A 17765-nucleotide genomic window follows, 5' to 3' on the forward strand; every position below is an offset into this window, starting at 1 on the left:
GGTCGCCGTGTGGGTGGGACTCAAAGGGGCAACCGCGAGGACGCCGCAGGCGACGCAAGCACCGCAAAGAGCGAGTGAAACGAGTGACTGAGGAGCGTGGTTCGAGAGAGCGAAGCTCTCTCGTCATCACGAGACGCCTTCGGCGTCCTCGCGGTTGGGGCTTTGGAGGCGTTCAGGCCGGAAACGCGTAAAAATCGCACTGCAAGCGTCGAACGACCGACTCGCTACGCTCTCAGCACTCCGACCAGCCGCACGACTCGCACGTCTTGCAGCCCTCGGAGTAGTAGAGGTTCATCCCGCCGCAGTCGGGACACTCGGGCGACTCGCCCGCCGCGATGAGCTCCTGCATCGCGTCGTCGGCGCCGGCCGCGTCGTCCTCGGCCGCCGGGCCGGCCCCGTTCGCGCTCGGGGCGTCGGTCGCCGCGTCCGCGTCGACCGCGCCGACCGCGCCGCCGTCGGTCTGGCTCGTCGGCTCGCTCGCTAGGTCGCGTTCGACGTCGTCGAGGCTCTGCTGTTGGGGGATCCCCTTGTCGACGTCGTCGTCGAGGTAGCGGCGGAGCGCGGTGCCGATCGCGTCCGGGATCGACTGGATCTGCTCGCCCTTGTCCCAGGCGACCTTCGGGCTCCGGGTGCCCTGCAGCTCGTCGACGATCTCCTCGGGGTCGACGCCCGAGCGGAGCGCCGTCGAGATGACCTTCGCGAGCGCCTCGGTGAAGGAGTTGGTGTAGCCGCCGGAGTGACCGATGTTCGCGAACAGCTCGAACGGCAGGCCGTTCTCGTCCTCGTTGATGGTGACGTAGAGCTTGCCGTACCCCGTCTCGACGCGCTGGGTGACGCCCGACAGCGAGTCGGGCCGCGGGCTGCGCTCGCTGTAGTCGATGCTGGGCTGCTCGCTGGCTTCGAGCAGGTCCGAGATCTCCGCGTCGATCGCGGCCTGCACGTCCTCGTTGTCGAGGAACGCCTCGATGCCGCCGAACACCTCGCCGATCTGCTCGACGATCGCCTCGGCCGCCTCGCTCTCGTCGGCGAACTCCGTGTTCTTCGCGCGGGTCGTGAGCACCTGCTTCGAGCGGGTTCCGTCGCGGTAGACGGTGACGCCCTTCCCGCCGTGGTCGTAGATGTAGCGGTACACCTCCTCCATCTCCTCGGCGGTGGCGTCGTTCGGGAAGTTACACGTCTTCGAGATGGCGGAGTCGACGCCCTCCTGGCAGGCGCACTGGACCGACGCGTGCTGCTTGCCGGAGAGGTCGCCGGTGACGACGAACAGCTCGCCGATGGCGTCCGGCACGGTGTCGAGGCCGTCCACGCCGTCGAACTCGTTCGCGGCCATCTGCTCCTGGGCCTCCGCCTTGACGGCGTCGACGTCGACGTCGTTCTCCTCTAAGGTGCGCAGGAAGTAGTCGTCGAACTCGACGAGCATCTCGTCGCCCTGCACGTCGTCGGAGACGTTCTTGTAGTAGGCGACGTTGTAGATGGGCTCGCAGCCGCCCGTGGTGTTCCCGATCATCGACGTCGTGCCCGTGGGCGCGATCGTCGTCGTGTTGTGGTTGCGGATCGGGAAGCCGTCCGCCCACTCGTCGGCGTCGAGGCCGGTGTAGTGCTCGAACCACTCGCGGTACTCGGTGGGGTCCGCGTACTTCGACTCCTCCCAGTCGTTGAACGTCCCGCGCTCCTGCGCGAGCTCGTGGGAGGTCCGCTTCGACGCGTGGTTGATGTGGGTCATCAGCTGGCGGGCGACCTCGTTGCCCTCCTCGGTGCCGTACTGGATGCCGAGCTGGATGTACAGCTGGGCGAGCCCCATGATCCCCAGGCCGATCTTCCGCATGTCCCGGACCTTCTGCTCGATCTTGTCGACCGGGAAGTCGGACATCGTCACGACGTTCTCGAGGAAGCGCGTGCCGTAGTCGATCCGCTCGTCGAACTCCTCGAAGTCGATCGCCTCCTCGAGGAACGCCGACATGGCGGCCTCCTTCGACGCGTACTCGTCGGCGTGCTCCGCGGACCAGACGCGCCAGTCCGGCGCGTCCTGCGCCGCGAGCGTCGAGAGGTTGATGTGGCCGAGGTTACACGCCTCGTACTCCTCCAACGGTTGCTCGCCGCAGGGGTTCGTCGCGAGGATCCGGTGGTCGGGGTGCTCCTCGGTGTCGAACGAGTGCTCCTTGTTGACGCGTTCGAGGTAGATGACGCCCGGCTCGCCGTTCTCGTGGGCGCCCTCGATCATGTCGTCCCACAGCTCCTGGGCCGGGATAGAGAGCTCCTCGCCGACCTCGACGTGCTCGCCGAGGCCGAACATGTCGTAGATCTCCTTCGTCTCCGGCGTCGTAATGTGCGGCTCACCCGTGCGCGGGTTGGTGAAGGTGAACTCCTCGTCGTTGTACAGCGCCTCCATGAAGTCGTCGGTGACGCCGACGCTGATGTTGAAGTTCGAGAGGTGTCCCTCCACCGCGTTCCGGAGGTGCTCGGGGACCTTCCCGTCCTCGTCGATGAGGCCCCGGGCCTCCTCTAGCGCCTCCTTGAAGGAGTTGTGCGTGAAGTCGTCGGGGTCGTTCAGGCGCAGCGAGTGGGCCAGGGAGACGTCCTTGTTCTTCGCGTGGATGAACTGGATCACGTCCGGGTGCGAGACGCGCATCACGCCCATCTGGGCGCCGCGGCGCGCGCCGCCCTGCGCGATCGTCTCGCACATCTGGTCGAACGTCCGCATGAACGTGATCGGGCCGGAGGCGATCCCGCCCGTCGAGCCGACGGAGTCGCCGTAGGGGCGGAGCTTCCAGAACGCGTACCCCATGCCGCCGCCGGACTGGAACACCTCTGCCGCCTCCTTGGCGGTCTGGTGGATGTCGGTGATGTCGTCCGCGGGAGAATCGACGAAGCAGGCGGAGAGCTGCTGGAGCTCGTCGCCCGCGTTCATGAGGGTCGGCGAGTTCGGCATGAACGAGAGCGACTCCATCCCGTCGCGGAACCGGTCCGCGGTCGCCTCGACGTGGTCGCGCACGCTCTCGGGCAGCTCGGGGACGACGGTGTCGTACGCGAACTTGTTGACGTTGTGCGCGGTCAGCGTCGTCTCCGCGTCGTCCGCGGCGGTCGTGCCGGCGCCGAACACCTCTTCCGCGAGCTCGTCGCGCCGCGGGTGGTCGGGCTTCAGCTGGTCGGGCGTGACGGTGACCTCGACGCCCTGCTTCTCGGCCTCGAAGACCGCCTCCGCGAGCGCGACGTTGCGCGCGACGCGGTCGAACAGCTCCTCGGGGCTCTCGACGTTCTCGCCGTCCGCGTTCTTCCGGAGGTAGCGCGCGGGCAGGATGTTGTGGTAGGCGTTGGCCGTGAGGCGCTCCTCCATCGTCTCGCCCGTGGTTCGTTTGATCGGCAGTTCGAGTTCGTCGGCGGCGACGCCGTCGCTGCTCATTCGACGGCCACCCCGCTCGGTTGACGTGCGTTCTGGCTCATGTATGGTGTCTACGTACTGTCGCAGCAGGCCCTTCTGTGTTCCGCTCCCGGCCCGGATAGGTGGCTACCTGTTCGATACGATATGTAATTCCCGGTCCGCCTGTCTGACGCCGGATCAGATTACGTTACACTCGCACGTGTTCCGGACACATAAACATGGCCAGAGCGGAGTGAAACTGGTCGTTCTCGTGAGAAACCGACCGACGTGACGGCTCTCCCACCGGAACAAAAGGGGGGTTGATACCTCTCGATTTTGGGCGTCCTGTCCCGTGTTACCGCGATCGCGACCGCCAAACGGCCGACTCCTTCGGTCCGGTTCCGCAGTTTTCACCGGTGTACGTATCAGAATCCAATAACCGCGGACGGGCCCTCTCATTCTCCCCCACAAGCTTATGCCGGACGTGCTCGTGGGGCCGGACATGACCGCTTCGCTCGCCGCGTCGGTGTCGTCGCTGCCGCTTCAGGCCGGGCTCCTCGGGAGTCAGGCGGGACAGCTCCTCGTCGCGCTCGTCGCCGTCGCGCTCGTCATCGTCGTCGGCAAGTTCGTGCTGAAGCTCGCGTGGCGACTGGTCACGATCGGGATCGTCCTCGTCGCCGCGTTCTTCCTGCTGTCGACGGCGGGAGTGATCTGAAAAGACGCCGCGTCCGGGGCTGTCAGAGACCGACCGGGGAACGCCGGCGGGCCGACGCTCCGGCTACTGGAACGCGGTGCCGGGCTCGGCGTCCGCGCGGTCGACGTCCGACCGCTTGAACTGCTTCTCGATCTCCTCGTAGCGCTCCCGCGTCTCGGGGGTGACGCTCGGGTTCACCTCGCCGAGGGCGTCCTCGAAGTGCGCCATCGTCACGCGGACGTTGCCGACGGACTCGCCGACCTCCTCGCGCGGGACGCTCCCGATGAACTCCCGGGAGGCGTTCATCGACGCCTCGCGCGCGACCGCTTCGAGGTCGGCGCCGACGTACCCCTCGGTCTTCCGGGCCAGCGCGTCGAGGTCGACGTCGTCGGCCAGCGGCTTGTTCCGGGTGTGGACCTCCAGGATCTTCCGGCGCGCGTCCTCGTCCGGCACGGGCACGTGCACGTGGCGGTCGAGCCGGCCGGGCCGGAGCAGCGCCGAGTCGATGAGGTCCGGGCGGTTCGTCGTGGCGATGACGACGACGTCCTCCAGCGATTCGAGCCCGTCGAGCTCGGTCAGCAGCTGGGAGACGACGCGCTCGCCGACGCCGGAGTCGCCGGAGTTCTGGCCGCGCTCGCTCGCGATCGAGTCGATCTCGTCGAAGAACACGATCGTCGGCGCGTTCTCGCGGGCCTTGCTGAACACCTCGCGGACGCCCTTCTCGGACTCGCCCACGTACTTGTTCAGCAGCTCCGGCCCCTTGATCGAGATGAAGTTCGACTCGCTCTCGTTGGCGACGGCCTTCGCGAGCAGGGTCTTCCCCGTGCCCGGCGGGCCGTACATCAGGACGCCCTTGGCGGCCTGCATGTCGAGCTCCTCGAACACCTCGGGGTACTCCAGCGGCCACTGGATCGTCTCGCGGAGGCGCTCTTTGGTGTCTTCGAGGCCGCCGACCTGGTCCCAGCTGACGTCCGGGACCTCGACGAACACCTCGCGGAGCGCGGAGGGCTCGATGCCCTTCATCGCCTCCTTGAAGTCCGCCTCGGTGACCTGGATGGAGTTCAGCACGTCGGCGTCGATCTCGTCGCTTTCGAGGTCGAGCTCGGGGCGGATCCGGCGCAGCGCGTGCATCGCGGACTCCTTCGCGAGCGACTCCAGGTCGGCCCCGACGAAGCCGTGGGTGTTCTCCGCGTACTCGTCGAGGTCGATCCCGTCCACGAGCGGCATGTTCCGCGTGTGGACCTGCAGGATCTCCTTGCGCCCGTCGCGGTCGGGGACGCCGACCTCGATCTCGCGGTCGAAGCGCCCGCCGCGCCGGAGCGCGGGGTCGATGGCGTCGACGCGGTTCGTCGCCCCGATGACGACGACCTCGCCGCGGTCTTCGAGCCCGTCCATCAGCGAGAGCAGCTGGGCCACGACGCGCCGTTCGACGTCGCCGCCGGCCTCCTCGCGCTTGGGCGCGATCGAGTCGAGCTCGTCCATGAAGATGATCGAGGGCGCCTCCTCGGAGGCCTCCTCGAAGATCTCGCGGAGCTGCTCCTCGCTCTCGCCGTAGTACTTCGACATGATCTCCGGGCCGGAGATGTTGTGGAAGCTGGCGTCGATCTCGTTGGCGACGGCCTTCGCGATCAGGGTCTTCCCCGTGCCCGGCGGGCCGTGCAGGAGGACGCCCTTCGGCGGGTCGATGCCGAGCCGCTTGAACAGCTCCGGGTGCCGCATCGGCAGCTCGATCATCTCGCGGACCTGTTCGAGCTCGCCGTCGAGCCCGCCGATGTCCTCGTAGGTCACGTCGGGGCCCTCGCTGGCGCCCTCGCCGCTCCCGCTCCGCTCGGCGAGCTCCTCGGCCGGGACCTCGGAGATCTCGATCTCGGTGTCGTCGGTGATGACGACCGTCCCCGACGGGACCGTCGAGGCGACCTTCATCGGCACCGCCTGCGACTGGCCGCCCATCAGGCCGAAGCCCATCGACGTGCGGATCGTCTGTCCCTCGGTCACCGGCTGGCCGGAGAGCTTGTCGCGGATGAACGGGGCGATCTGCCCGCGTACCCGAAGCTGGCTCGGGAAGGCGATCGTGACCGACTCCGCCCGCGAGACGTCGACCGACTCGACCGTCACGCGGTCGTCGATACCGACGTTCGCCTCCTGGCGGAGCCGCCCGTCGATGCGCACGACGCCGGTGCCGTCGTCCTCGGGGTAGCCGGGCCAGACGCGGGCGATCGCGGCCCCGTCCGACCCCTCGACGCGGACGATGTCGCCGCCGGAGAGCCCGAGCTCCTCGGCCGCGACGCGGTCGATCGCCGCGAGGCGGCGACCGGCGTCCTTCTGCTTGAGCGGTCTGACGGTGAGCTTCATCGCTCGCCCTCCGCCGTGTCGCCCTCGGTGGCCTCGTCTCCGTCCGCGCCGCCTTCGACCGTGACGACGCCGTTCGCGACCGCGCTCGACGCGGCCGGGCCCGGCAGTTCGAACTCCGACTCGACCGGCTCGCCATCGCCCTCGACGACGACGATCGCCGTCTCGCCGACCGTGTCGACGCTCACGTTCGCGGCGTCGGCGCCCAGATCGGCGGCGACGATCCACCCGTCCTCGTACTCGAACCGGCGGAGCAGCGGACCGTCGCCGGTCGATCGGGTCTGTTGGTGATTCATGCTAACTACAAGTTAGGCGCGAGGGTATATAAATACGTCGCTAAAAATCGCATGACGTGAGATATCGCGAGCGTATCGGTAGTGTTGCGGTTCGGGCCGCTTTCGGACGGAGACCGGCCGCCGACTTACCCTCGGGTGACGGCGTCCGCCGGACGGTTAGTGTCCGCCGAATGGTCAGCGTCCGCCGAATGGTCAGCGTCTGCCGAATGGTTAGCATCCGCGGGACGTTTATCACCTCCCGCGCGGGACGGCGACCATGCAGCGGGTCACCCACGACGGCCGCGACACCGCGTACCGGGTCTCCGACCGGGGCGGCGACGGCCCGACGGTCTGCTTGGTTCACGGGAGCGGCGGGAGTAAGGACGTCTGGAAGGCGCAGGCGCGCCTGAGCGACCGGTTTCCGGTCGTCGCGCTCGACCTCTCCGGGCACGGCGACAGCGACGACGTCGACGCGCCGCCCGGCCCCGAGACGCTCGACGCGTACGCGGACGACGTCGTCGCCGTCGCAGAGGCGACGAGGGCGACCGTCCTCTGCGGGAACTCGCTCGGCGGCGCCGTGGCGCTGTGGATCGCCTTGGAGCGCGAGCTCCCGCTCGACGGGCTCGTCCTCGCGGGCACGGGCGCGAGGCTCGCGGTCGCCGAGCCGCTGCTGGACGCGCTCGCGACCGACTTCGACCGGGCGATCGACCTGCTCCACGGGCCCGACCGCCTCTTCCACGACGCGCCCCCGGAGTACGCCGAGTTCTCGCGCGCCGGCATGCGCGAGTGCGGCCGCGCGGTCACCGAGCGCGACTTCCGCACCTGCCACGCGTTCGACGTGCGCGACCGGCTCGACGGGGTCGCGGCGCCGTCGCTCGCGGTCGTCGGCGAACACGACGCCCTCACGCCGCCCGAGTACCACGACTACCTCGCGGACCGGATCGGCGACTGCGAGCGCGCGGCGATCGAGGGCGCCGCGCACCTCGCGATGCTCGAACGCCCCGCCGCGTTCAACGCGGCGCTCTCGTCGTTCCTCGGTCGCCGCTCGGAGGGATCCGAGTAGCGGCGCGAGCGGTCGACGATCGATCGGTGACTTCGAAGCCGCGGGTAGCGGGGCGCGAGGGTCGGATCCGGGGGGAACGCCCCGCCGCGAAACGAGTGGATCGGACAGATTGCGGTCGCACGGTACCGCCGACGGTCGATGGGGACGTGATCTGGTCTCGGATGTCGTCGGTACTCACCTCGTGGTCCGTGTTACCATCTACCAATACATAAACCGTTCGCCGCCGGCTCTCCCCCGATGGAGTCCCCGTCCGGGCAGTCGCGCCCGCCGCCGAGACGATCGCGTCCGTTCCCGACGCGTTCCCGGCCGTCGACACGCTTTTGCGACGCCCGGTCGACCGTTCGCCAATGGACGGCGACGACTCGGGACGACGGTCCGTCGGATCGAGCTCGCCTCCCGACGCGGGCGGCTCGGAGCGATCGACCGACGGGGCGGGCGAGCGCGCCCCTCCGAACGGTCCCGAAGACCCCGACATCAACGACCTACTCGCGACGCTCGACGCCCTCAGCGACACCGTCGACGAGGGCCACGAGCGGGAGAAGGTCCGGCAGACGATCTCGCTCGTCGAGCGGATGCCGGGGAGCGCGGCGTTCCGGACCCGGATCACGAAGTACACCTCCCGCGACATGGCCGAGGCGTTCGTGGGGTCGGTCCTCTTCGCGCTCCCCCTGCTCGTCGAGGGCGGCGTCTTCGAGATCGCGGCGTGGTTCACCGCGGTCACCCCAAGCGGCGTCCCCGTCTTCCTGCTCGTGCACGTGGGGTTCGTGCTGGTCATGACCGCCGGGCTACTCTACTTCGCCGACTTCCGGCAGATCGAGATCAGCCATCCGATACTCGGCGTCGTCCCGCGGCGCTACGCCGGGATCCTGCTCGTCTCGCTGTTCACCTCCGTGCTCATGATGCTCCTCTGGGGGCGGCTCCACGAGGGCGACCCCGGCGCGCTCGAACGGCTCTCCCGGGTGGCGGTCGTCTGGGCCGGGGGAGCGTTCGGCGCGAGCCTCGGCGACATCCTCCCGGGGGAGTCCCAGGGCGAGGACATCAACGACCTCGACCTCGATTTCGACCTCGACGACTGACCGTTCCCTCCGTTCCGACCCCCTCTCTGGCCCCCTTTCCACACCTTTTTCGCCGCGGCGACCGTATCCGTCTCCATGTCAGCGCTACGCGACGCGCTCCGGGACCTCCCGGACGCGGTGTTTGCGGACCTGCTCGAATCAGACGACGGGTACGTCCTCGTCGTCGACCTCCCCGGCGCGACCGCGGAGACGACCGAGGTCCTCGCCGAGGACGGTCGGATCGTCATCGAGGGGCGCCGCGACAAGGGAGTCCCCGAGGGGTTCCGCTACGTCAGCGAGGACCGGCCGCTGTTCCTCGACGCGGAGCTCCCGCTCCCGGCCGACGCCGACGGGAGCGGCGCGGACGCCGAGATGGACCGCGGGGTCCTGGAGGTCGAGATCCCGAAGCGGACCGGCGACGTCTCGCGCACCATCCCGGTCGACGACGCCGACGGAGGCGACGCCGACGAGGACGACGGCCCCGCCGACGAGGCCGACGCCTGACGGGTGGTCACGCTGGTCAACCTTCGCGCCTACTGGCGGTTCTTCGTGGTCCTCCGGCAGTTCTCGCCGCTTATCGTCGCCTACTGGCGGGACCGGAAGCGGTTCCTCCTGTTCGGCGGGGGCCGCGACGTCGACGCGGAGACCCAGCGCGAGCGCGCCGCGGTCCTCCTCGACATCCTGCTCACCCTCGGCCCGACGTTCATCAAGCTGGGGCAGATCCTCTCGACGCGCCCCGACATCCTCCCGCCGGCCTACATCGAGGTGCTGGAGGGGCTCCAGGACGACGTGCCGCCGGCGCCGTGGGAGGAGTCGCGGGTCGTCCTCGAAGACGAGTTCGGTCCCGTCGACGAGACGTTCGACGACTTCGACCGCGACCCGATAAGCGGCGCGAGCCTCGGACAGGTGTACACCGCCACCTACGAGGGCAACGACGTCGCCGTGAAGGTGCGCCGGCCCGGGATCGAGTCGCTGGTCGAGGCCGACCTCCGGACGATCCGCTGGTCGATCCCGATCGTCAAGCGGTTCACCGGCAGCGGGCGGGCGTTCTCGCTGGAGAACCTCGCCGACGAGTTCGCGAAGACGATCCGCGAGGAGATGGACTACGAGCGCGAGCGCGAGATGCTCGAAGAGATCCGGGGGAACTTCGCCGACAACGACCGGATCCGGATCCCCACCGCCTACGAGGCGGTCTCCGGCCCCAGAGTGCTCACGATGGAGTACGTGCCGGGCGTGAAGATCAACCGGCTCGACGAGCTCGACGCGGCGGGGTTCGACCGCAACGCCATCGCCGAGACGCTCCAGGAGGTGTACCTGCAGATGATCATCGACGACGGCGTCTTCCACGCCGACCCCCACCCGGGGAACCTCGCCGTCGACGACGACGGCACCGTGATCTTCTACGACTTCGGGATGGCCGGGCGCGTGGACCCGTTCATTCAGGAGAAGATCGTCGAGTTCTACGTCGCCGTCGCCCGGCAGGACATCGACGCCATCCTCGACACGCTGATCGCGATGGGGACCCTCTCGCCCGAGGCGGACCGCGAGGTGATGGGGAACGTGATGGAGCTGGCCATCGCCGACGCCAGCGGCGAGGACATCGAGCAGTACCAGGTGAACCAGATCATCGAGCAGGTGGAGTCGACAATCTACGAGTTCCCCCTCCGGCTCCCGCCCGACCTCGCCTTGGTCCTGCGCGTCGCGACCGTCGTCGAGGGCGTCTGCGTCACCCTCGACCCCGAGTTCGACTTCATCTCGACGGCGACCGAGTACCTCCGCGAGGAGGGGTACTACGAGCAGACCGCCCGCGACCTCGCCGAGGACGCCGGCCGCCAGGTCCAGCGCACGACCGAGGCGCTGTTCACGGTCCCGCCGAAGGCCGATGACTTCCTCGAACGGGCGAACCGCGGCGACCTCCACGTCGACGTCACGATCGAGGACGACTCCAACGTCCTCGACAAGCTCGCGATGCGGATCGCCTACTCGGTGCTGCTCGCGGTCGGCGTCCTCTCCGCGACGATCCTCTACTCGTTCGCGGACGCCTGGCGGCTCGCGGGGATCGTGCTCCTCCTCGCGGTCCCGCTCGCGGTCGCGCTCTACCGCTCGTTCCGGAAGAAGCGCGGCATCCGGGCCACCCCCCAGTTCACCAGACAGGGGATGAAGGAGCGGCGCGACGACTGACCGGGGCCGCCCGCCTCACGTCGTGACGACCTGGATCGGAACGAGCAGGAAACAGAGCGCGCCGAGGCCGAACGTCGCGAGCCCGACGGCGACCCGGGGCCAGCCGAGCCGCTCCTCGTCGGCGGGGTTCGCCGGTCCGTTGAACGCGATCACGAGCGCGAACACCCCCCAGAACGCCCACAGCCCGACCGACTCGTCGAGCCCGAGGCCGCGCCAGAAGTAGAGGTACGCGGCGACGGAGAAGAGCGCGCCGGGCACGAGCGCCGCGATCGTCTCCTGACGCGGCCCGACCATCGCGCGGACGATGTGGCCCCCGTCGAGCTGGCCGACGGGCAGGAGGTTCAGGAGCGTGAAGAACATCCCCACCCAGCCGCCGATCACCACCGGGTGCGCCGTGAGCGTCGGGTCCTCGTACCCCGTCGGCTGGCCGACGAGGGCGGCGATGATGTCGAGCAGCGGGGGGTTGTTGAACCGGATCACGGTCCCGGAGGCGTTCGCGAGCTCCGCGGGGACGCGGATCGGGTCGAGCGAGAGGCCGATCGCGGTGACGACGACGGTGGCGACGAGCCCCGCGATCGGCCCGGCCGCGCCGATGTCGAACAGCACCTTCCGAGAGGGCATCCGCCCGCGCATCCGGATCACCGCCCCGAGCGTGCCGAGCGGGGGGAGGAACGGGATGACGTACGGGAGCGACACGTCGACGCCGTGGTACCGGCCGGCGGCGTAGTGGCCGAGCTCGTGGGTCATCAGGACGCCGAGCACCGCGGCCGTGAACGGCCACGCCCGCAAGGCGGTCAGCGGGTTCGCGGTGATCTCCCCGATCGGGACGTAGTACCAGCCGACGGCGCCGACGAGCAGCGTCGACAGGACCGTCGCCGCGAACATGGCGACGTTGACCCACGGGATCCCGTCCCGGCCGCGGTCGAAGGGCGTCGCGACGACGACGTGGCCGCTCTCGACCGTCTCCACGTCGACGTCGTACCCGGCGTCGCGGAACTGCGGGACCAGCTTCCGCAACAGCGTGCGCTCCGGGATGTACGACTCCCCGACGTACCGGACGCGGCCGTCCTCCCGGCGGACCTCGTCGATCCGGAAGAACGTCCGGAGCGGCTCCGGACGCGGAACGTCGGACGCCTCCGACGGCTCCCCGTCCTCGCGTTCTGGCATCGTCGATCGTAACCGGTCGGCGAGTATAAACCCCGCGTCGACCGCCGCACGCGTCGGTCGACGCGGGCGCCGCGGCGATCGTCGGCGTCAACGCGGGTCTGGAAAACGGCCGACCCCGAACGGCGGGGATCGGGCGGGGTTCGCGGGGAGAAAGCGGGGACGCGCGAGAGCGCGTGGTTTCGTCGGGAACGGGCGGGTTCGACGGTCCTCGTCAGGCGGGCTCGATGCGCCAGGTCGTCGCGCCGGTGTACGACCACTTCTCGACGGTGAGCTCCGTCGCGGAGTCGCGGAGCTTCACCATCAGGGCGCCGATCTCCTTCGGCGAGAGGTCCACGTCGTCGGCGATGAACTTCCCCTTGAAGTACATCTCGCCGTCCTGGGCGCGGTCGAGCAGGTACCGCTTCAGCCGCTCTTCCTTGCTGAGGTCGTCGGTGGAGTCCGCGTTCGCGGAGGGGTTCGCAGTCGCGCTCATGGTACACTCCCCGCTTGTCCCCGGAGGGTGTTATAAAGGTGAGACCGTTGGACGGTGTTCAGCGACTTTTGCGGCGTTTCAGACCGACCGCGGCGGCTAAAACGTGTCTGACGAACCGTTTAAAACTGTTTCAGAATGACGTAGACATTTTATAATACGATCAGAACCGTTCAAACGCTTCCGTTACCGCAGGGGCCTCCTGGTCTCGGCGAACGGGTCGTGCTCGGTCTCGCCAGCAAATGTTACCGGCAGATCCGCGACCGAGGCCGGCCCTCGTCCGGTGCGCGCGGCGGCCCCGGCCGGAGCTCTCGGCCGCGGACGCCGCCGCCCGGAGAGCGAGCGCCCGTCAGTCGCGCCGGTGAACCCAGAACTCCTCGGCCTCGGTCGCCTCCTTCTTGAAGATCGGCACCTCGTCTTTCAGCCGGTCGATCCCGTCCTCGACGGTCCGGAACGCCTCGCGCCGGTGTCCCGCGAGGACGACGACGAAGACGATGTCCTCGCCCGCCTCGATCACGCCCGTCCGGTGGTGCATCCGGACGTCGAACACGCCGTCGCGCTCGGTCAGCTCCGACGCGATCGCGTCCATGCGCTCCGCGGCGACGCCCTCGTACTTCTCGAAGGCCAGGTGGGTGGTGCGGTCGTCGCCGGGGGCGTCACGCGCCCGGACCCGGCCGGTGAACGTCGCCACGGCACCCGCGCGGTCCGCGTCCGCGGACGCCTCGACCCGCCGCACGAGCGTCTCGCGCGTGATCCACGGTTCGGCGGCGTCGAGGTCGGCGACGAGGCGATCGAGGTCGACTCCCTCCGGCCCGTCCGCCGCGGCGATCACCGTCCCGGGCACGTCCTCCGGGTCCGCGTCCGCTCCGAGCAGGACCGTCGGCACCCGCAGCCGGGAGTCCCCGACGGCGACGAGGTAGTCGTGGTCGGGAGCGAACCCGTCCAGGAGGTCGTCGAGGCCGTCGACCCGCCCACGCCCCGTCCACTCGCCGCTCGCCGCGAGCGTCACCTCGGCGTCGGCGTCGGTCCGGTCCGCCGGGGACTCGACCGCGACGCCGCCGTCGGTTGCCTCGTCGCTCTCGTCGGCTCCGTCGAGAACGCCGCGCTCGCCGCCGGCCCCGTTCACCACGGCGGTTCGGCCGTCGAGTCGGTCGACGAGCGCCGCCGCCAGGTCCGCCGCGCCGGGGCCCGCGATCGCTATCGGTTGCATACCCGAGAGCGGGGTGCGAGCGGCTTAGGCGTTTCCCGGCCGCGGTCGCCGATCGCGACGATCGGGCTGCTCGCCCGCGAGGCTGACGCCCGGACCCGGTCGCGTCCGGGCTTGATAATCCTTAAGAGCGAGACAGGGGTATGCGACGGTAATGAGAGTCGTCGTTTCTATCGGCGGGAGCGTGCTCGCGCCCGATCTCGACCCCGACCGGGTGGCCGCGTACGCCGAGGCGATCGAACGGATCGCCGCCGACGGCTGCGAGGCCGGCGTCGTCGTCGGCGGCGGCGGCGTCGCCCGTGACTACATCGGGACGGCGCGCGACCTCGGCGCCAACGAGGTCGAGCTCGACCAGCTCGGCATCGGGACCACCCGACTCAACGCCCGCCTCCTGATCGCCGCGCTCGACGGCCGCGCGAACCTCTCGCCGGCGACGGGCTACGACGAGGCGGCCGCGGCCCTCCGGCGCGGCGAGGTGTCGGTGATGGGCGGCGTCACCCCCGGTCAGACGACAGACGCCGTCGCCGCCGCGTTCGCCGAGTCCGTCGACGCCGACCTGCTCGTGTACGCGACGAGCGCGAACGGCGTCTACGACGCCGACCCCAACGCCGACCCGGACGCGACCCAGTTCGGCTCGATGTCGCCGGCGGAGCTCGTCGACGTCGTGCTCCCGATGAGCCGCGACGCCGGCGCCTCGGCCCCCGTGGACCTGCTCGCGGCCAAGCTGATCGACCGGGCGGGGATCCGCTCCGTCGTCCTCGACGGGACGGACCCGGAGGCCGTCGTCGACGCCGTGCTCCGCGGCGACCACACCGGGACCGACGTGGTCCCGATCGGCAGCGACGAGCCGACCTACTGGACGGGGGCGAGCGACGCGTGAGCGGCGACGACTCCCCGCACATCCTCTCCGAGGGAGGAGGGGACGCGGTCGGCGCCGCGGCGGCGGACGCGGCCCCGGAAGGCGCCGACGACGGCGACGGACGAGCGGCCGAGCGCGCCGGCGACTACCGCGCCTTCTGGGCCGACGTCGTCGCCGACGAGGTCGAGGCCCGCGACCCGGACGATCCGATCGTGATCAAGGGCGGCGTCTCCCCCTCGGGCGTCGCGCACCTCGGCAACTTCAACGAGATCATGCGCGGCTACTTCGTCGCCGCCGTGCTCCGCGAGCGCGGCCACGAGGTCCGGCAGGTGTTCACCTCCGACGACAAGGACCCCCTCCGCAAGCTCCCCCGGAAGCTGGCGAACGCCGACGGCGAGATCGTCGGCCTCGGCGAGGTCGACGCCGGCGCGCTGGGCCGTAACCTCGGGAAGCCGTACACCGCGATCCCGGACCCGTTCGGCGAGCGCGAGTCGTACGCGGCCCACTTCGCCGCCCTGTTGAAGGCGGACGCCGACCGGCTGGGCGTCCCGGTCGAGATGATATCGAACACCGAGCTGTACGCCGACGGCGACTTCGACGCCGTGACCCGGACGGTGCTCTCCGACCTGGACGGCGTCCGCGAGGTGCTCTCGGAGTATCAGGACAAGGTCGACGACGAGTACGTCCCGTTCAACCCGATCTGTTCGGAGTGCGGGAAGGTCACGGAGACGGTGACCGCGGTCGACCTCGACGCGGAGACCGTCGACTACGTCTGCACCGACATGGAAGTCGGCGACGAGGTCGTCGACGGGTGCGGCCACGAGGGGACCGCCACGTTCCGCGAGGGGAAGCTCCCGTGGCGCCTGGAGTGGCCGGGCCAGTGGGAGGTGCTCGGCGTTGACTTCGAGCCGTTCGGCAAGGACCACGCGGAGGGGTCGTGGCCCTCCGGCGTCGACGTCGCGCGCAACGTCCTCGGGATCGAGCCGCCGGTTCCGATGGTGTACGAGTGGTTCACGCTCAACGGGGAGCCGCTCTCCTCGTCGGCCGGGAACCTCGTCACCGTCCCGGAACTGCTCGACCTCCTCGAACCCGAGGTGCTCCGCTACTTCTTCGCGCTCCACCCGAAGAAGGCACGCGACCTGGACATCGAGCGGCTTGACCAGCTCGTCGACCGGTTCGACCGCTTCGAGCGCGCCTACTTCGGCGAGGTCGACGACGAGGACCTGACCGCCTTCGCCGAGCGCGCCTACCCGTTCGTCGTCGGTCGCGCCGACGACCCGCCGACCGAGAAGCCCGTCCGGCTCCCGTACACGTTCGCGGCCGTCCTCGGGATGGTCGACGACCTCGACTTCCGGGAGCGGCTCGCCCGCGACGAGGGACACATCCCGGCGGACGCCTCCGACGAGGTCGTCGCGGCCGCGCTCGCCCGCGTCGAGAAGGCGCGCAACTGGGCCGAGCGCACCGGCAACGAGTACGACTACAGACTTCAGACCGACCTGCCGGACGCCGAGTTCGACGACGACGTGGCCGCCGCGCTCGACGACCTCGCCGACTTCGTCGCCGCGGGCCACGACGGCGACGCGATCCAGGCGGAGATGTACGAGACGGCGCGGGCCCACGACGTCGACGTCGGCGACTTCTTCGCGGCCGGCTACCGCCTCTTCTTCGACGACACCCAGGGGCCGCGGCTCGGGGAGTTTCTCGGCGAACTGGAGCGCGACTACGTCGTGGCGCGGCTCCGCCGCGAGGCGTAGATGACCGAGGACTACTCGCTCGACGAGTTCGCCGGGGGCGACGCGGACGGAGGGGCGGAGTCGTCCCCCGGCGACGACGAACGCGAAACGGGCGGCGGCAGCGTCGACGCGGACGATGTCGACGCGGACGGAGAAGCGACGGCCGACGCCGACCCAGCGACCCCGACCGCGACGTGGACGACCGACGGCGCCGCCTGCGACCGGTGCGGCGAGTCGGTCGCGCGGCGCTGGTTCGACGACGGCGCCCTCGTCTGTCCCGCCTGCAAGGAGTGGTGACGCGGTCAGATTTAAGACGGCCCGCGCTATCGTTACTTACGACTGAGATAGTCTGAGGTTTACAGACACCATTATGAAATTTTCTCTGGACCGGATCTACGACCGCTCGCCGCGGGGGCTGGCGGTCGGCTTCCTCTGTGCGGGGTCGGTGCTCGTCCTCGCGGTCGACGTGGCGGTCGCCGTCGCCGCCGGCGACGCGGCCGCGTGGACGCCCGCCCGCCTCGCGGGCGGCTGGGCGGTCGTCGGCGTCTCCTCGCTGTTCCTCTACGGCGCGTTGACGTACCACCGCCGCCGCGCCGAGGCGGCCCGTCGGGAGCTGGAGACCTCGAACCAGCAGCTTCAGGTGTTGAGTCGGGTGTTCCGGCACAACGTCCGCAACGACCTCAACGTCATCCGGGGATACGCGGACCTGCTCGGCGAGCGCGTCGACGACGACCGGAGCCGGGCGCTCCTGGAGACGATCCGGGAGACGACCGACGACGTGGTCGAGATAAGCGAGAAGCTGCGCGTCATCGAGGAGTCCTCGCCCGAGGCGCCCGCGGAGCGGATCGACCTGGTCGAGGCGGCCCGCGAGGCGGCCGCGGACGTCGACGACTCGGACGTGGCGGTGCGGATGGAGACGCCCGAGGAGGCGTGGATCCGCGCCGACCGCTCCGTGGAGTACCCGATCCGCGAGGTGTTCGAGAACGCGGTCACGCACAACGACGCGTCGACGCGACGAGTCGAGGCGCGGATCGAGGAGAACGGGACGACCACCTGCCTAGAGGTCAGCGACAACGGTCCGGGGATCCCCGAGGACGAGCGCGCGGTGCTGCGCGCGGAGCGAGAGACCCCCCTCTCGCACGCGAGCAGCATCGGGCTCTGGCTCGTCAAGTGGATGTGCGAGACCCAAGGGGGGACCGTCGGGTTCGAGGCGACGGACGACGGGACCACGGTCCGGCTCCGCTTCGAGTCCGCGGCGGCCGCGGACCGGCCGGCGGCGGATCGGGCGGGAGCCGGGCCGGCGGCGGAGTCGGAGAGCGTCGAGAACCGGTAGGCTGACGCCGAAGAGGTGCCCG

Annotated in this window: 15 protein-coding genes; 9 read left to right on the forward strand and 6 right to left on the reverse strand. The window is 69.9% G+C overall.

The window, feature by feature from the left end:
• Positions 1–232: 232 nt before the first annotated feature.
• Positions 233–3400, reverse strand: coding sequence for an adenosylcobalamin-dependent ribonucleoside-diphosphate reductase (locus NO900_RS01395; protein WP_256407426.1), 3168 nt, complete (start codon positions 3398–3400; stop codon positions 233–235).
• Between the two features lie 433 nt (positions 3401–3833).
• Between NO900_RS01395 and NO900_RS01400 the strand changes: the two genes are divergently transcribed.
• A complete protein-coding gene (locus NO900_RS01400; RefSeq protein ID WP_256407427.1) occupies positions 3834–4073 on the forward strand; it encodes a DUF8029 family protein in 240 nt (79 codons plus the stop codon).
• A gap of 63 nt (positions 4074–4136) precedes the next feature.
• Here NO900_RS01400 and NO900_RS01405 read toward each other — a convergent pair whose 3' ends face one another.
• Entirely contained in the window at positions 4137–6404 is a 2268-nt protein-coding gene (locus NO900_RS01405) for a CDC48 family AAA ATPase (RefSeq protein ID WP_256407428.1), read from the reverse strand.
• Positions 6401–6697: a DUF7127 family protein gene (locus NO900_RS01410; RefSeq protein ID WP_256407429.1), complete on the reverse strand. Its 297-nt coding sequence runs from the start codon at positions 6695–6697 to the stop codon at positions 6401–6403. The genes NO900_RS01405 and NO900_RS01410 overlap by 4 nt, the downstream gene beginning before the upstream one ends.
• A gap of 256 nt (positions 6698–6953) precedes the next feature.
• Between NO900_RS01410 and NO900_RS01415 the strand changes: the two genes are divergently transcribed.
• The 4 genes from NO900_RS01415 (at position 6954) to NO900_RS01430 (ending at position 10975) form a co-directional block, all read left to right on the forward strand.
• A complete protein-coding gene (locus NO900_RS01415) occupies positions 6954–7739 on the forward strand; it encodes an alpha/beta fold hydrolase (RefSeq protein WP_256407430.1) in 786 nt (261 codons plus the stop codon).
• Positions 7740–8086: 347 nt separating this feature from the next.
• Positions 8087–8815, forward strand: coding sequence for a DUF2391 domain-containing protein (locus NO900_RS01420; RefSeq protein ID WP_256407431.1), 729 nt, complete (start codon positions 8087–8089; stop codon positions 8813–8815).
• A gap of 75 nt (positions 8816–8890) precedes the next feature.
• Entirely contained in the window at positions 8891–9298 is a 408-nt protein-coding gene (locus NO900_RS01425; protein ID WP_256407432.1) for an Hsp20/alpha crystallin family protein, read from the forward strand.
• 3 nt (positions 9299–9301) lie between these two features.
• Positions 9302–10975 (forward strand): ABC1 kinase family protein, encoded by a 1674-nt coding sequence (locus NO900_RS01430; RefSeq protein ID WP_256407433.1) that lies wholly within the window; start codon positions 9302–9304, stop codon positions 10973–10975.
• 15 nt (positions 10976–10990) lie between these two features.
• On the opposite strand, the gene NO900_RS01435 is transcribed toward NO900_RS01430, so the two are convergent.
• The 3 genes from NO900_RS01435 to NO900_RS01445 all read right to left on the reverse strand — a co-directional run bounded on the left by NO900_RS01435 (position 10991) and on the right by NO900_RS01445 (position 13821).
• Positions 10991–12142, reverse strand: a complete 1152-nt coding sequence (locus NO900_RS01435; RefSeq protein ID WP_256407434.1) for a site-2 protease family protein — start codon at positions 12140–12142, stop codon at positions 10991–10993.
• A 211-nt stretch (positions 12143–12353) separates the two neighbouring features.
• Positions 12354–12614, reverse strand: a complete 261-nt coding sequence (locus tag NO900_RS01440; protein WP_256407435.1) for a DUF7123 family protein — start codon at positions 12612–12614, stop codon at positions 12354–12356.
• Between the two features lie 346 nt (positions 12615–12960).
• Complete coding sequence (locus tag NO900_RS01445) at positions 12961–13821, reverse strand: molybdopterin synthase (protein ID WP_256407436.1); 861 nt, start codon at positions 13819–13821, stop codon at positions 12961–12963.
• Between the two features lie 151 nt (positions 13822–13972).
• Between NO900_RS01445 and pyrH the strand changes: the two genes are divergently transcribed.
• The 4 genes from pyrH (at position 13973) to NO900_RS01465 (ending at position 17743) form a co-directional block, all read left to right on the forward strand.
• Positions 13973–14698 carry a UMP kinase gene (gene pyrH / locus NO900_RS01450; RefSeq protein ID WP_256407437.1) on the forward strand — a complete coding sequence of 242 codons (726 nt, stop codon included), beginning with the start codon at positions 13973–13975 and terminating at the stop codon, positions 14696–14698.
• Entirely contained in the window at positions 14695–16431 is a 1737-nt protein-coding gene (gene lysS, locus NO900_RS01455; protein ID WP_256407438.1) for a lysine--tRNA ligase, read from the forward strand. Before pyrH ends, lysS begins: the two co-directional genes overlap by 4 nt.
• Positions 16432–16707 (forward strand): DUF7573 domain-containing protein, encoded by a 276-nt coding sequence (locus NO900_RS01460; protein ID WP_256407439.1) that lies wholly within the window; start codon positions 16432–16434, stop codon positions 16705–16707. It abuts the gene before it with no gap.
• Positions 16708–16780: 73 nt separating this feature from the next.
• The gene (locus NO900_RS01465) at positions 16781–17743 is read left to right on the forward strand and encodes a sensor histidine kinase (RefSeq protein ID WP_256407440.1); all 963 of its coding nucleotides are present in this window, start codon (positions 16781–16783) and stop codon (positions 17741–17743) included.
• Positions 17744–17765 lie beyond the last annotated feature (22 nt).

The organism is Halorubrum rutilum (assembly GCF_024494565.1).

Excerpts from the sequence above, each read along its gene's own strand:
- NO900_RS01440 (WP_256407435.1), bottom strand. The coding sequence starts at position 12,614 with ATGAGCGCGACTGCGAACCCCTCCGCGAACGCGGACTCCACCGACGAC.
- NO900_RS01410 (WP_256407429.1), bottom strand. The coding sequence starts at position 6,697 with ATGAATCACCAACAGACCCGATCGACCGGCGACGGTCCGCTGCTCCGC.
- NO900_RS01405 (WP_256407428.1), bottom strand. The coding sequence starts at position 6,404 with ATGAAGCTCACCGTCAGACCGCTCAAGCAGAAGGACGCCGGTCGCCGC.
- NO900_RS01400 (WP_256407427.1), top strand. The coding sequence starts at position 3,834 with ATGCCGGACGTGCTCGTGGGGCCGGACATGACCGCTTCGCTCGCCGCG.
- NO900_RS01395 (WP_256407426.1), bottom strand. The coding sequence starts at position 3,400 with ATGAGCAGCGACGGCGTCGCCGCCGACGAACTCGAACTGCCGATCAAA.
- NO900_RS01445 (WP_256407436.1), bottom strand. The coding sequence starts at position 13,821 with ATGCAACCGATAGCGATCGCGGGCCCCGGCGCGGCGGACCTGGCGGCG.
- NO900_RS01460 (WP_256407439.1), top strand. The coding sequence starts at position 16,432 with ATGACCGAGGACTACTCGCTCGACGAGTTCGCCGGGGGCGACGCGGAC.
- pyrH (WP_256407437.1), top strand. The coding sequence starts at position 13,973 with ATGAGAGTCGTCGTTTCTATCGGCGGGAGCGTGCTCGCGCCCGATCTC.
- NO900_RS01420 (WP_256407431.1), top strand. The coding sequence starts at position 8,087 with ATGGACGGCGACGACTCGGGACGACGGTCCGTCGGATCGAGCTCGCCT.
- NO900_RS01425 (WP_256407432.1), top strand. The coding sequence starts at position 8,891 with ATGTCAGCGCTACGCGACGCGCTCCGGGACCTCCCGGACGCGGTGTTT.
- NO900_RS01465 (WP_256407440.1), top strand. The coding sequence starts at position 16,781 with ATGAAATTTTCTCTGGACCGGATCTACGACCGCTCGCCGCGGGGGCTG.
- NO900_RS01415 (WP_256407430.1), top strand. The coding sequence starts at position 6,954 with ATGCAGCGGGTCACCCACGACGGCCGCGACACCGCGTACCGGGTCTCC.
- NO900_RS01435 (WP_256407434.1), bottom strand. The coding sequence starts at position 12,142 with ATGCCAGAACGCGAGGACGGGGAGCCGTCGGAGGCGTCCGACGTTCCG.